The following is a 14,117-nucleotide window of genomic DNA, read 5'->3' as shown; positions in this document are numbered from 1 at the left end:
CGCCGCCCCCCCGCGTGCCGTTCAAGTCTGTCCTTCTCCATCTCCGAGTGGAGCGCCTCGGCAGGGGGTGTTACGGCCGGGCAGCGTATGCGGGCTTTATTCCACACCTCCCAGGCTCCGTAGGCCGCTTCCTGCGCCTCGACGGCCCAGCTGATCGCCGTCGCTGTGCCGTTGCCGATGCCCGTGACCTCCGCAAGCTCGGACGCGGACGCCGAAACCACGGCCTCGACGCTGCCGAAGCGCTCGATGAGGTGCTGCGCCCGAGCCGGTCCGACGCCGGGTAGGCCCTGCAGGATATGGGTTTGCAGTCGGCGCTTGCCCCGCGGGCGGTGGCCGTGGCGTGGCAGGGCGCCGCTGACGACGGCCCGCCGCTGGCGCGCTGCGATGAGCATCAGACCGGCGGTCTCGGCGGCGTCGGCGCTGCGCAGGATCGGAATGCCGATTTCCAGCGTCAGCATAGCGAGTGCGCCCTGGATGGCCTCGCGGCGCATCCGACTCGCGGCGAGATCGCGCCCGCGGCCTTCGAGCACCAGCGCGGTGCGCTGCTTGGCCTTCGCCAGCCGCAGCGCCTGGCTGAACAAGCGCCCGTCCTGGATGGATTGGGCGAGGTCGGGCAGGGTCTTGCGCTCGAACAGCAAGCCATCGTCGACAAGATAATCGCCCACGGGCAGGCGCTCGATGCGCAGGACTACGTCGGGTTGCCGCCGCAGCATCGCGACGACGGCGTCCGCGGGCTCGCGGTCGTCGGCAATGATCTGGATGGGGTCTTGGCCGGGATGCATAGGTATCTCTGGGGCCGGTCGGTCGTTGCTGCAACTTACTCGAACAGAGACGCCAATGTCTCCGCGTCTCCCGCACCGCTTTCTGTCCGGGACGGCCGACTCAAACGGACTCTCCCTAGAATACCCGGGCGGTCCAAGATCAGGGCAGGGATCACCGGGCAGGCACGCATCGCAGCATGGCCATTTTCCATGCGTCTCCGCGGCGCGGAATCGAGCCGTTCAATGGACCCATCAGTGTGATTTCGATGCGCGCGCATCGGTGTTTTTGTAGGCTTGCGCCGTAGGCCGACCGCCGGGGCAGACCGCGGGCAAGCCAGCGCCTGAAGCAGCCACAACCGCGTCAGCGGAGAACACGAGAGGGGACAACCATGACCGCGAAGAACGCCTTCTACGCCCAATCCGGCGGTGTGACGGCCGTGATCAACGCCTCCGCCTGCGGCGTCATCGAGACCGCCCGGCAGCATCAGGACAAGATCGCCAACGTCTATGCCGGGCGCAACGGCATCATCGGCGCCCTCACCGAAGACCTCATCGACACCGGCCAGGAGTCCGCGGAGAACATCGCTGCCCTGCGGTACACGCCCTCCGGCGGCTTCGGCTCGTGCCGCTACAAGCTGAAGAGCCTGGAGGCCAACCGGCGTGAGTACGAGCGTCTGATCGAGGTCTTCAAGGCCCACGACATCGGCTACTTCTTCTACAACGGCGGCGGCGACTCCGCGGACACCTGTTACAAAGTGAGCCAGCTGTCGGAGAAGATGGGCTTCCCGGTGCAGGCCATCCACGTGCCCAAGACGGTAGACAACGACCTGCCCATCACCGACAACTGCCCTGGCTTCGGCAGCGTCGCCAAGTACATCGCCACGTCCACGCTGGAGGCGAGCTTCGACGTGCGCTCCATGTGCGCGACCTCCACCAAGCTCTTCGTGCTGGAGGTCATGGGGCGCCATGCGGGCTGGATCGCCGCCGCGGGCGCACTGGTGGCGGACCAGGGCATCCCGGTGGTGACCCTGTTCCCGGAGATCGAGTTCGACCAGGACAAATTCATGGCCGCGGTGAAGGCGAAGGTGGAGGCGCACGGCTATTGCAGCGTTGTCGTCTCAGAAGGCTGCCACTGGCCAGACGGGCGCTTCCTGGCCGAGCAGGGTACGAAAGACGCGTTCGGCCATGCCCAGCTCGGCGGTGCGGCGCCGGTGGTGGCCAACATGGTCAAGGAGGCGCTGGGCTACAAGTTCCACTGGGCAGTGGCGGACTATCTCCAGCGCGCCGCGCGGCATCTTGCCTCGAAGTCGGACGTGGAGCAGGCCTACGCGCTCGGCAAGGCCGGCGTCGAGTACGCGCTGCAGGGCCACAACGCCATTATGCCGACGGTGGTGCGCAAGTCGTCCGATCCGTACGTTTGGGAGATCGGCGAGGCGCCGCTCTCGGAGGTGGCCAACGTCGAGAAGTTCATGCCCCGGGACTTCATCAGCGAGGATGGCTACGGCATCACGGACCGGTGCCGCGAGTATCTGTACCCGCTGATCTCGGGCGAGGACTATCCGCCCTACGAGAACGGTCTACCCAAGTACGTGACACTCGAGAACAAGGCCGTGCCGAAGAAGCTCGACCCGTTCGAGGTCTAATCATTCCGATCGTGCGCCTGTCGGTCCGAAGGACCAAGCCCGGCGCGGTGCTGAGCAGCGGCCCAGGATCGACGGGGACCGGAGCCATGCCGGACACTTCTGCGGACCGAGCCTGGGCAGCCTGCGAGTGCGAAGGTTTGAGAGAGACCATCGTCGAGGTAGGGGCGGCGGGCGAGCGTCAACTTCCCGGTGGGGTGAGCTGAACTGTTTGGGCCTGTGACACCTCTGCTGGCCGCCACCGTCACAAATCCGTTGCTGCAAAGCGCACGCATTTCCGTTAGCGTAGTCGCGAGCGCGGGCGCTTGGTCTCGCATTCCCATCGGCGTAGTCCCACGGGGGTATCGATGAGCGATTATCGGCTGTACCTGTCGCTGATCCCGGAGGCGCTGATCGCCTCGCAATTGGAGCCCGCGGCGTTCGGCACCTACTACGCAGTGGGGCGCGACCTGCACGCCCACGACCAGGCCATATTCTTCGAGGTGGATCCATCCTTCCGCGGTGGTGACTTTCCCTTTCAACTGGCGGATGAGCGTTGCGTCACCCAGCCGAGCGGCGCCCCTAAGTCGTCGGTGTACCTCGGCATCTACACCGCCCTGGCGCGGGTACCCGTCTCGGCGCTCCGCAACCTCTACCTGGTTACTGACGACGGGCGCACACTAGAGCTTACCCGCGGCGAGTACACGGCGGACAGCGCCCACTCCCTGCACCTCTACCAGGAGTTCTGCCCGGTGCGGCCGCTGGTGGCGAGCCGGCTGGAGCCGCACGATTTCTGCACCTCCATCACCGATCCGCAGCACCCGGTGAACGTCCCGCGCATTGCCTTCGCCGAGCTGAAGCTCGGCGAGCTGTGGAGCGACCCCGGCCGTGGCAACGCCGATGACCTCCCCTACCCCGCCGTCGGCCACCTGCGGGACGTGCTGTTGGACTTCGAGCACAACACGAAAGACAGCAAGCTCGTGATGCGGCAAGTGAAGCAGGGCATCATCTACCGCATGGTAGAGCGCGGCTTCTATGTCGGCGACCATGAGGAATTCGCCTACTATCCCTTCCCAAGCCACGAAGAGCTGGAGTCCAAGCATTACGACTGGTGGCGCTCCGCGCAGGTGACGCGCTTCGACTAGAAAAAGCCGCCCACGCCGCGGTGGCCCTTCACCCTGAGGTTTTTGGATAACCGCACCGGGCAGGACGCCTGGTGCTGCCCGGCGCCTGCGAGGCGTATCGGGTGCACAGCAGCCCGGGGCCGTAAGCCCCGAGCCTTGTGCTGGCGCGGCCGCGGACGGCGCGTGACCGGCCTTACGACGCAGCCAATGGTCCGATCACATCAGCGGTAATGATGTCATGACTGAGCCCGTATTCTGGATCGCCCCGATTGCCGCCATCGTCGCCATGGTCTTCGCCTGGCGTTTTTACAAGGAGATGCAGGCCGAGGACGAGGGCACCGACAAAATGCGCACCATCGGTGGCCATGTGCGCAACGGCGCCATGGCGTATCTGCGCCAGCAGTACAAGATCATGGTTGCGGTGTTCGCGGTGGTGGCCGGCATCTTCGCCTACCTCGCCTATGGTCTTGGCATCCAGAACGCCTGGCTGCCGATCACATTCGTCTTCGGCGGCTTTTTCTCGGCACTGGCCGGCTATTTCGGCATGCAGACGGCCACGCGTGCCTCCACCCGGACGACGGCGGCGGCGCAGTCCTCTCTGGGAAAGGCGTTGCGGATCTCCTTCCGCAGCGGTGCCGTGATGGGCCTCGTCGTGGTCGGCCTTGGGCTCGCCAACCTGGTGTTCTGGTTCGTCCTGGTGAATCTGTTTACGCCGGGCGATGTCGGTGCGGAGGGGGCCAGGCTTGTGTTGGTGACCACCACGGTGCTGACCTTCAGCATGGGCGCGTCGCTGCAGGCGCTCTTCGCCCGTGTGGGCGGCGGCATCTACACCAAGGCCGCCGACGTCGGCGCGGACCTCGTCGGCAAAGTGGAGGCCGGTATCCCGGAGGACGACCCGCGCAACCCGGCCGTCATCGCAGACAACGTAGGCGATAACGTCGGCGACGTGGCCGGCATGGGCGCGGACCTGTTCGAGTCCTACTGCGGCTCCATCCTCGCCGCCTGCGCGCTGGGCGCGGCGGCCTATGTGACCGAGCCCGCCATGCAGCTCAAGGCCGTGGTGGCGCCGCTTGCCATCGCCGGCATCGGCATCCTGCTGTCGGTGCTCGGGGTGTATCTGGTGAAGACGCGGGAAGGGGCAGATCAGCGCGAGCTGCTGGGGGCCCTGTCCCGCGGCATCAATGTCAGCGCCGCGCTGATCGTCGTCGCAGCCGCCGGCGTGCTCTGGCTGCTCGGCATCGAGAATACCTGGGGCATCTGGGCCGCGGTGGTGACAGGCTTGGTGACCGGCATCGTCATCGGTCGTTCCACGGAATACTTCACCTCGCCGACCTATCGGCCCACCCGCAGCATCGCCCGCGCCGCCGAAGGCGGCGCGGCGACGACGGTCATCGCCGGCATCGGTGTCGGCATGCTCTCCAGCATCCCGCCTGTGTTGGCGGTGGTCGCCGGCACCTTGCTGGCGTTCCTGTTCGCTGCCGGCTTCGACGTCACGCAGATGGGCCACGGGCTCTACGGTGTCGCCATCGCAGCCGTTGGCATGCTTTCCACACTCGGCATCACGCTCGCGAGCGACGCCTACGGCCCCATAGCGGACAACGCTGGCGGCAACGCGGAGATGAGTGGCCTTGGCCCCGAGGTGCGCGAGCGCACCGATGCGCTGGACTCCTTAGGCAATACCACCGCCGCCACCGGCAAGGGCTTTGCCATTGGCTCCGCGGCGCTGACGGCGCTGGCGCTGATCGCATCCTATGTGGAAGTCATCCGCATCGACCTCATCGCCGCGGGTGTCACGAGTCTGGCACTGCCGGACGGCATGACCGTGGCCACCGCGGATGCGAGCCTGTTGGAGTTCATGGCTTTCTACAACGTCACGCTGCTGAATCCGGTGGTACTGATCGCCCTGTTTCTCGGTGCGATGGTGGCCTTCGCCTTCAGCGGACTCACGGTGCTTGCCGTGGGCCGTGCGGCGCAGCTGATGGTGGAGGAGGTGCGTCGGCAGTTCCGTGACAACCCGGGCATCCTGCGCGGCGAGGCTGATCCAGACTACGAGCGCTGTGTTGCCATCTCCACCGTTGGTGCGCAGCGGGAGATGATCCTGCCGTCCCTCATCGCCATCGCCGCACCCGTGCTGGTGGGCTTGCTGTTCGGCGTTGCCGGCGTCGTAGGCTTGCTGGTGGGCGGTCTCGCCACGGGTTTTGCGCTCGCGGTCTTCCTGTCCAACGCCGGCGGCGCCTGGGACAACGCCAAGAAGTACATCGAGGCCGGCCACCACGGTGGTAAGAACTCGGTGGCGCACCGAGCCTCGGTCATCGGCGACACCATCGGCGATCCCTTCAAGGACACCTCCGGTCCCAGCCTGAATATTCTCATCAAGCTGATGAGTATCGTGGCCATCGTCATGACCGGCGTGACGATCTCGTATTCGCTGCTTTGACGTCGCCCCTATGCGAGAGCGCGCTGGCTCGGCGGATGGAGGTCCCGATATGCTGAGGAGATAACGACTCGATGTCCCTGGGCTCGGTCTTCGCCGTCCTGTGCGCTTTCGTCGCTGTGGGCTACGGCGCGGTGTCCATGCTGTGGGTCCTGGCCCAGCCCCAGGGCAATGAGCAGATGCGGCAGATCGCCGGCGCCATCCAGGAAGGCGCTTCCGCTTACCTGAACCGCCAGTATCTGGCCCTCACGCTGGTGGGCCTGCTCATGACGGCGGCGTTGTCGTATACCTTCGGCATTGAGACGGGGATCGGCTTCCTCATCGGGGCAGTGCTCTCGGGTGCCGCGGGCTACATCAGTATGCTGATCTCGGTGCGCGCCAACGTGCGCACCGCGAACGCGGCTCGCAATGGCTTGGGGGTAGCGCTGGAGGTAGCTTTCCGGGGCGGCGCCGTCACGGGGCTGCTGGCGACGGGCCTCGCGCTGCTCGGCGTCGCCGGGTATTACCTGTGGCTGGCGCCTGCCGACCCGACGGACACGGACGCTCAGCTGGATGCGCTAAGGGCGCTCATCGGGCTGGCCCTCGGCGGCTCGCTGATCTCCATTTTCGCGCGTCTCGGCGGGGGTCTCTTCACCAAAGGCGCCGATGTGGGCGCTGATCTGGTGGGCCAGATCGAGGCCGGAATTCCGGAGGACGACCCCCGGAATCCGGCGGTCATCGCTGACAACGTAGGAGACATCGTAGGCGACTGCGCAGGCACAGCCGCCGACCTGTTCGAGACCTACGCCGTCACCATGGTAGCCAGCATGCTGCTGGGCGGGCTGCTCCTCCGCGAGCATGCCGCAACCCTCATCGTCTATCCGTTGGTGTTGGGCGGGGTGTCGCTCCTCGCCTCCGTTGCCGGTACCTATTTCGTCGAGGCCAAGGATGACGGCGAGGCCCGCATCATGGCCCTTCTATACAAGGGACTCACCGCGGCCGGCGTCATCGCCTTCCTACTCTTCATTCCAATCACCTGGCTGATGTTGCCGCCCACGCTCGCGCTGCCGTCCACTGGCGAGGTCGTGAGCCGCTGGGGCATCCTCGGGGCCGCCGGTGTCGGGCTCGGCCTCACCGGCTTGATGGTCGTCATCACCGAGTACTACACCGGCACCGATTATGGGCCGGTTCGGTTCATTGCCAAGGCATCCACCGCCGGCCACGCCACCAACGTCATTGCGGGTCTCGGCATCTCCATGAAGGCGACGGCGGCGCCCGTGATCGTCATTTGCTTGGCGATCTGGGGCGCCTATACCATGGCCGGCCTCTATGGGATTGCGATCGCCGCCACGGCGATGATCAGCTTGACGGGTATGATCCTTGCGTTGGATGCCTACGGACCGATTACGGATAACGCCGGCGGCATCGCCCAGTTAGCTGAGATGGATGAGGACGTCCGCCGGGTCACCGATCGGCTCGACGCCGTCGGCAACATCACCGAGGCCGTGACCAAGGGCTATGCCATCGGCTCCGCCGGGCTCGCGGCACTGGTGCTCTTTGCGGACTTCACGAAGCTGCTCGCAGAGGCGGGCCGGAGCCTGCCTTTCCGTTTGGATGACCCGGCGGTCTTGATCGGCCTCTTGGTCGGTGCGCTGGTTCCTTACTTGTTCGCGGCCCTGGCTATGGAGGCGGTGGGCCGGGCTGCCGGCGAGATCGTCAACGAAGTGCGCCGGCAGCTCAGGACCATGCCTGGGATTATGGATGCAACCCAAAAGCCGGATTACAGCCGCCCCGTCGACCTGTTGACGCGCGCAGCCATCAAGGAGATGGTTGTTCCTTCCCTGCTGCCCGTGCTGATACCCATGGTCGTCGCCTTCGGTATGCAGTGGCTCATGGGCGGAGATGCAGGGGCCTTGGCGCTCGGCGGCATGCTTATCGGTACCATTGTTACCGGCCTCTTCGTTGCAGTCTCCATGACCGCAGGCGGCGGCGCTTGGCACAACGCCAAGAAGCTCATCGAGAAGGGGAACTTCGGTGGGCCTGGCTCGCAGGCACACAAGGCGTCCATCACGGGCGACACCGTAGGCGATCCATACAAGGACACGGCCGGTCCCGCGGTGAATCCCGTGATCAAGATCGTCAACATCGTGGCCCTGTTGCTGGTTCCAATCATCGTTTGAAGCCGAGCCGTTTTAATCGGCCGAGGTGCTCTGGCGGCAGCCGGCTCGCCCTGATCGCCGCATCGGCAGCTTTGCTGCACCTGCGTTAAACTGCGCGGCCCCTCTGTTCCGTCTTCAGGTCTCTGCACCTGCAGACCTCGGACAGCCATTAACCTACTGAGGAGCCTCCCGATGGATATCCAGCGTGTCACCCGCGGCGACCGCATTCCAAACGAGATCAATGTCATTATCGAGATCCCGTCCCACTCCGAACCGGTCAAGTACGAGATGGACAAGGAAACGGGAGCCATGTTCGTGGACCGGTTCATGTCCACCGCCATGCACTATCCGTGCAACTATGGCTATGTGCCCCACACCCTGTCTGCGGACGGCGATCCGGTGGATGTGATGGTGGTAACGCCCTACCCGTTGATTCCGGGCTCAGTCATCCAGTGCCGGCCCATTGGTGTGCTGAAGATGACCGACGAGTCCGGCGATGATGCCAAGATTCTGGCGCTCCCTGTCGACAAGCTCTTTAAGGGCTACCGAAATATCACCAGCTTCCGCGACATGCCGCCGCACCTGTTGGATCAGATCGCCCACTTTTTCGAGCACTACAAGGACCTGGACGAGGGCAAGTGGGTGCGCGTCGATGGGTGGGGCGGACGCGAAGAGGCCCGCGAAGAGATTATGGCAAGCGTCGCAATGTACGACGACGCGCCCGAGAAGCCGCATTTCTAACGACCCGCCGGCCTGCACCGCAGCACGCCGCCGGCGCGGTTCGGGTCTACAGCGTCAAATCGACACCGCTCACCAGGGCGCCGGGCATCAAAGCGCTGTCCGTGCTTCGGCCGTCGTAGGTCTCCGCCGAGAGCAGCAGCTCGCGCTCGCGGGTCAGACCCTCCAGCCGGTCGCCAAGTAGGTGGTACAGGCTATCGTCGAAGCGCATCACCGCCAGCGGTGCAACGGGCTCGCCGTGCTCCACCCAGAAGGTGCCGAAGCGGGTCATGCCCGTCATTCGGCAGGCATTGCGGTCCGACCAATTGCAGTACCAGAGGTTGCCGATAAGGATGCCGGTGTCGAGCTGGCGTAAGGCGTCGGCGGTGGCGAGATCGCCCGGGGCGATGGCGAGCGACTCGGGGTACTCGGCGGCGGCATTGACGACCGTGTCATATTCCTTGGCGCTGCGGGCGTCCGCCAGACAGTCCTGATACCAGCCCTCCTCGATGAGCGAGACCTGATCCGGCTTGACGAAGCCCTCGCCGGTGAAGGCGGGCGCAAGGCCGCGCCTGTGCTCTTCGATCACCGTCAGCAACGGGCTCAACTGGGTTTCGCCGGTGGCGAGCCTGAGCAGCGGCGTCTGCTGGGTGCGGTGGTCGCGGAGCCCGAAACCGCCCCAGGCGAGCAGGTCCATAAGCTCGGCCAAGGCCGCCGGCGCCAGGTAAGCACGATAACGGCCCGGCTCGATGCGCCGCTCTGGGTGACCCAGCACTGAGAGCTCCGCGCGCTGCTGGTTGACTTTGTGGGCGAGCACGTCCGGCTGCCAGTCGAACCCGGAGTAGCTGGCCTTCACGGCCTTGTCTCGGTCTAGGTAGCAGGACCAGTCCAGGTTGAAGCTCCGGCTCTCGTGCCAGTGGCGATGGCCGAGCGAGCTGGCGAGCCCCTCCATGACGCCGCCGGCGGCCCAGATGCCCACCAGATCAAGCCCGTCAGCGAGATCCGTCAGCGTGCCGATGGCCTCTTCGCTGCTCGGCAAATCGGCGTCGATGCAACGCTCGGAGCTTGCAGGCTCCGTGCTGTATTGCAGATAGGGGTCCTCCGGCACATGGGCGATGCGCTCGCGCAGTCGGCGGAGGAGCACCTGCGCCCGGGCGAGGTCGACCTCGTTGTCGCCGCCGAGCGGACAGCTGCCCTCCACTTGGTGGCCATGCCGGATCAACGTGAGCCCGAGGTCTGCGGCGTTGACGCTGCCCGCTTGGCGCACGCGGTTCTGATTGAGGCGCACGAACTCGGAGCGCTCGCCCCCGAGGCCCGCGAACAGGATCTCCTCTCCGCCGAGCCCCGCCTGAAGTGCCTCGAAGAGCTGGAAGAAGGCTTCGGGTCTCATAGGCCACCTCCGAACACGTCGATGTTCCGGAACAGGCACGGCGGCGAGGCATGGCCTACGTACACGGACTGGTTGGGCTCGCCCTTGCCGCAGTTGCGCACGCCGCGGACTTCCAGGGTCTCACGGCCGCCGACGCCGTCGAGACTGCGCCAGAAATGTGCGGAGACGCCACGGTAGCCAGGATTGCGCACCAGGCCCTTGAGCTCACCGTCCTCGATGCGCCGGCCCAGCTCGCAGCCGAACTGGAACTTGTTGCGGCTGTCGTCGATGGACCAGGAGCGGTTGGTGTCCATCAGCACGCCGCGCTCGACGCGGCCGATCATGTCGTCCAGCCCCTCCTCGTTCGGCTCGAGGTTGATGTTGGCCATGCGGTCGATGGGCGGGCGGTCCCAGCCGGAGGCACGGGCACAGGCAGAGCCCGCGAGCCGCGCCCGGCGCTGCGAAAGCTCGCCGCCGAGCGGGCGCTCCAGGATGCCGTCGCGGATCAGGTGCACGCGCTTCGCCGGCTGGCCTTCGTCGTCTGCGGCGTAGCTTGCCACCTCTCCCGGCAGGGTCGGGTCGAATGTGACGTTGAGCAGCGAGGAGCCGTAGCGATAGGTGCCGAACATATCCGGCGTGACGAAGCTCAGCCCGGCGTAGTTGCGCTCGTCACCCAGGATGCGGTCGAGCTCCAGCGGGTGGCCGATGGACTCGTGGATCTGCAGCGTCATCTGGCTCGGCAGCAGCAGCAGGTCCATTTGGCCGCTCGGGCACTCGGGTGCCTCACAAAGTGCGACGGCCTCCGCCGCCACGCGCTCGGCGTCGTCCACCAAGGTGGTGGCCGCGAGGCGCTCCAGTCCGCCCTGGCCGGGGTGGTCGCGGCCGCCGCCGGTGCGGGTCTGGGTCTGGCCGGCGATGTGCGCGGTGGCGGCGAGCCCGGAGTGCACATGCTCCAAGGTCTGGGTGATATGGGCGCCGTCGCTGCTCACCAGCAGCTGGTGCACGCGGTGGTGGCCGAGCCAGGCGGCACGCTCGACGACGCGCTCGCCGAGGTCCATGCCCGCACAGGCCTCGGTGAGCAGGCCGAGCTTGTCGGCGAGGGTCATCTGGTCCCATGGCTGCGCCACGTGGCTCTGGTACTCCACGCGCAGGCTGGTGCGGGGGAAGACTCTGGCGTCGAACAGGCCGAGCCGGGCGTGCAGCGCGGCGGAGCGTGCGGCGCGCTCTGCGGCGGCGGCGAGCCCGCTGGAGGAGAGGTCTGCGGTGGCCGCATAGCCGACGCCGCCGTCCGCCACCAGGGTGACCATGGCGCCGCGGCTCGCGCCGATGCTGCTGGGCTCGGCCACGTCGTCGCGCACGGCGAGACCCTCGTGCACCTCGTCTACCAGGCGTAGGCTCCAGTAATCGCAAGGGGGTGCTGTGTGGGCGAAGCGCCGCGCAATTGTGCGCAGTGTGTCCGGTTGGGGCTCCGGGGGCAATGTCGTTGCTGTGCTCATGTATGCAGTGGTGACGCTTGGCTTATGGGGTCGGCGGCCGGTGCTTGGCGCCGGTTAGGGGGCCAAGGCTGCTGCGGGCGCTCGATTGTCTCCGTCAGTATGGGGACCTCTGCGCCTCGGTGCAGGTTCCCAAGGCGGCATCCGCCGCCGCTCGTCGATCGGCGCTTCGGGTACTCTCGTGTCGACGACGAGGGTTCCGTTCAGAAACGAGGCAGACATCCGGCCTACGCCGCAAGGTCACCGGCCGCCACCGGCTCGCGTGCTAACATCCGCGCTCATGCTGACCTATCCGAATATCGACCCGGTCGCCTTCCAGCTTGGTCCCCTTAAGGTCCACTGGTACGGGCTTATGTACCTAATCGGCTTCGCCGCGGCGTGGCTGTTGGGCCGCTGGCGAGCGTCGCGGCCTGGTCCTGGGCCAGGCGCCGGCTGGACCGCCGCTATGGTGGACGATGTGGTCTTCTACAGCGTCATCGGCGTCATCGCCGGCGGGCGGTTGGGCTACATGTTCTTCTACGGCTATGACCAGATTCTGGCCAATCCGCTCAACGTTCTGAAGGTCTGGGAGGGCGGTATGTCCTTCCACGGCGGCCTCATCGGCGTGCTCATCGCCATCGGGCTCTTTGCGCGCAAGTATCGGCTCCGATTTTTTCAGGTCGGTGACTTCGTAGCACCGCTGGTCCCGCTCGGACTCTTCGCTGGGCGCATCGGCAACTTCATCAACGGCGAGCTCTGGGGCCACGCCACCTGGGTGCCTTGGGCGATGCAGCTCCCCTGCGCACGTTTCCCAGAGTACTGTGTTGGCCTGCCTGCCGAGGCGGACTTCAGCCCGCCGCTGCATCCCTCTCAGCTCTACGAGGCGGGGTTGGAAGGGCTGGTGCTCTTTGTCGTGCTCTGGTGGTTCTCCAGCCGCCCTCGGCCAACCATGGCAGTCTCCGGCCTGTTCCTGTTGTTGTACGGGCTGTTCCGGTTCGCGGTTGAATTCGTACGCCAGCCGGACGCCCACATCGGCTATCTCGCCTTCGACTGGCTCACCATGGGCCAGCTGCTGACACTACCCATGCTGCTGGCCGGCGTCATCCTGCTGACGGTCGCCTACGGCCTGCAGGGGGCTAGCAGACCGGCGGACGGCGCTTCCGGCTGAGAGACGCTACATGGCCTGAGGGCGCAGCTCTTGGTGTATGTGGCCTAATTCCCTCCCTCAGCCCTCAGCCCTCGACTCAGGGACTCGGATTCGGCTGCCGCGTGTGCACCGCTTCAATGTCCGCCAGCACTTCGTCCGACAGCTCCAAGTCGGCGCTGGCCAGGTTCTGCTCCAGCTGCTCCAGAGTCGTCGCGCCGATGATGTTTGAGGTCACGAAGGGCCGACTGGTGACGAAGGCGAGCGCCATCTGCGCTGGATCGAGTCCGTGCTTGCGGGCGACAGCGACGTACTCGGCTGTTGCCGCCACTGCCTGATCGTTGGAGTAGCGCGTAAAGCGCGAGAAGAGCGTGAGCCGTCCCTTCGGCGGGCGCTGCCCGTCCAGGTATTTGCCGCTGAGTGCGCCGAAGGCCAATGGCGAGTAAGCAAGCAGCCCGCACTGCTCACGGATGGCCACTTCGGCGAGGCCGATCTCGAAGGTCCGGTTCAAGAGGCTGTAGGGGTTCTGGATGCTCACCATTCGCGGCAGGCCGTACCGGTCGGCCAGCTCCAGAAAGCGCATCGTGCCCCAGGGGGTCTCGTTGGAGATACCCACATGGCGCACTTTGCCGGCCTGCACCAGGTCGCCCAGTACCTGCAGCGTCTCGAGCAGCGGCACGCTCGTGTCCTGCGCTGGGTGCTCGTAGCCGAGCTTGCCGAAGAAGTTGGTTTGCCGGTCCGGCCAATGCAGCTGATAGAGGTCGATGTAGTCGGTGCCGAGTCGGCGCAGGCTGTCCTCCAAAGCTTGCTCGATATTGGGCCGGTCCAGGCGGTTGGTGCCGCCGCGGATGTAGGGCAGCCAGTCGCCGGGGCCGGCGACCTTCGTCGCGATGATGAGCTTGTCGCGGCCGCCGCGCTCGGCTAGCCACCGGCCGACGTACGCCTCGGTGCGGCCCATTGTTTCGGCCGTGGGCGGCACCGGGTACATCTCAGCGGTATCGATGAAATTGACGCCGGCGGCGACGGCGCGGTTCAGCTGCGCTGCGGCGTCGGTGGCGGTGTTCTGCTCGCCGAAGGTCATGGTGCCGAGGCACAGCGTGCTGACGCTCAGGTCGGTGCGTCCAAGGGGGCGGTATTGCATGGCTTTGTTCCTGGTCGGAAGGCGCTGTCGGTGCGTCGATTATGGGATGGGGCTCCGCGCAATCTGCGCGCTTTTGGGCCAAGGGCCAAGGGTCAAGGGCTGAGGGCTGAGGGCTGCGGGCTGAGGGCGAGGTACGATGTCTGTCCCTTATACACACCTGCCGCGGCCGACGAATAGAGTGGTGTAGATGGTGGTGGG

The 14,117-nt window shown here is 66.1% G+C and carries 10 protein-coding genes; 6 read left to right on the top strand and 4 right to left on the bottom strand.

Annotated elements, in window-relative coordinates; all coding sequences use genetic code 11:
* Nucleotides 1-782: ERCC4 domain-containing protein (locus I6U14_RS11680; protein ID WP_296899516.1), on the bottom strand; the 782-nt coding region annotated here is incomplete at its 3' end.
* 368 nt (nucleotides 783-1,150) lie between these two features.
* Between I6U14_RS11680 and I6U14_RS11675 the strand changes: the two genes are divergently transcribed.
* From I6U14_RS11675 to ppa, 5 genes are all read left to right on the top strand, one after another.
* Nucleotides 1,151-2,404 (top strand): 6-phosphofructokinase, encoded by a 1,254-nt coding sequence (locus I6U14_RS11675; protein ID WP_296899515.1) that lies wholly within the window; start codon nucleotides 1,151-1,153, stop codon nucleotides 2,402-2,404.
* A 344-nt stretch (nucleotides 2,405-2,748) separates the two neighbouring features.
* On the top strand, nucleotides 2,749-3,525 hold the full coding sequence (locus I6U14_RS11670; protein ID WP_296899513.1) for a hypothetical protein: 777 nt from the start codon (nucleotides 2,749-2,751) through the stop codon (nucleotides 3,523-3,525).
* A gap of 217 nt (nucleotides 3,526-3,742) precedes the next feature.
* Nucleotides 3,743-5,941: a sodium-translocating pyrophosphatase gene (locus I6U14_RS11665; protein WP_296899511.1), complete on the top strand. Its 2,199-nt coding sequence runs from the start codon at nucleotides 3,743-3,745 to the stop codon at nucleotides 5,939-5,941.
* Between the two features lie 71 nt (nucleotides 5,942-6,012).
* Nucleotides 6,013-8,097, top strand: coding sequence for a sodium-translocating pyrophosphatase (locus tag I6U14_RS11660; protein ID WP_296899509.1), 2,085 nt, complete (start codon nucleotides 6,013-6,015; stop codon nucleotides 8,095-8,097).
* Between the two features lie 171 nt (nucleotides 8,098-8,268).
* Nucleotides 8,269-8,817, top strand: a complete 549-nt coding sequence (gene ppa, locus I6U14_RS11655; protein WP_296899507.1) for an inorganic diphosphatase — start codon at nucleotides 8,269-8,271, stop codon at nucleotides 8,815-8,817.
* 46 nt (nucleotides 8,818-8,863) lie between these two features.
* On the opposite strand, the gene I6U14_RS11650 is transcribed toward ppa, so the two are convergent.
* Both I6U14_RS11650 and I6U14_RS11645 read right to left on the bottom strand, forming a co-directional pair.
* Nucleotides 8,864-10,183, bottom strand: a complete 1,320-nt coding sequence (locus tag I6U14_RS11650) for a metallopeptidase TldD-related protein (protein WP_296899505.1) — start codon at nucleotides 10,181-10,183, stop codon at nucleotides 8,864-8,866.
* Entirely contained in the window at nucleotides 10,180-11,658 is a 1,479-nt protein-coding gene (locus I6U14_RS11645) for a TldD/PmbA family protein (RefSeq protein ID WP_296899503.1), read from the bottom strand. Before I6U14_RS11645 ends, I6U14_RS11650 begins: the two co-directional genes overlap by 4 nt.
* Before the next feature lie 277 nt (nucleotides 11,659-11,935).
* Here I6U14_RS11645 and lgt point away from each other — a divergent pair, with 277 nt between their 5' ends.
* Nucleotides 11,936-12,802, top strand: a complete 867-nt coding sequence (gene lgt / locus I6U14_RS11640) for a prolipoprotein diacylglyceryl transferase (protein WP_296899500.1) — start codon at nucleotides 11,936-11,938, stop codon at nucleotides 12,800-12,802.
* Between the two features lie 76 nt (nucleotides 12,803-12,878).
* Here lgt and I6U14_RS11635 read toward each other — a convergent pair whose 3' ends face one another.
* Nucleotides 12,879-13,919 carry an NADP(H)-dependent aldo-keto reductase gene (locus tag I6U14_RS11635; RefSeq protein ID WP_296899498.1) on the bottom strand — a complete coding sequence of 347 codons (1,041 nt, stop codon included), beginning with the start codon at nucleotides 13,917-13,919 and terminating at the stop codon, nucleotides 12,879-12,881.
* Nucleotides 13,920-14,117: the final 198 nt, after the last annotated feature.

It is taken from the genome of Thiohalocapsa sp. (assembly GCF_019695415.1).
Taxonomy (GTDB): domain Bacteria; phylum Pseudomonadota; class Gammaproteobacteria; order Chromatiales; family Chromatiaceae; genus Thiohalocapsa.
Note: the sequence above shows the minus strand (reverse complement) of the source record. Positions and strands in the feature narration are given on the sequence as shown.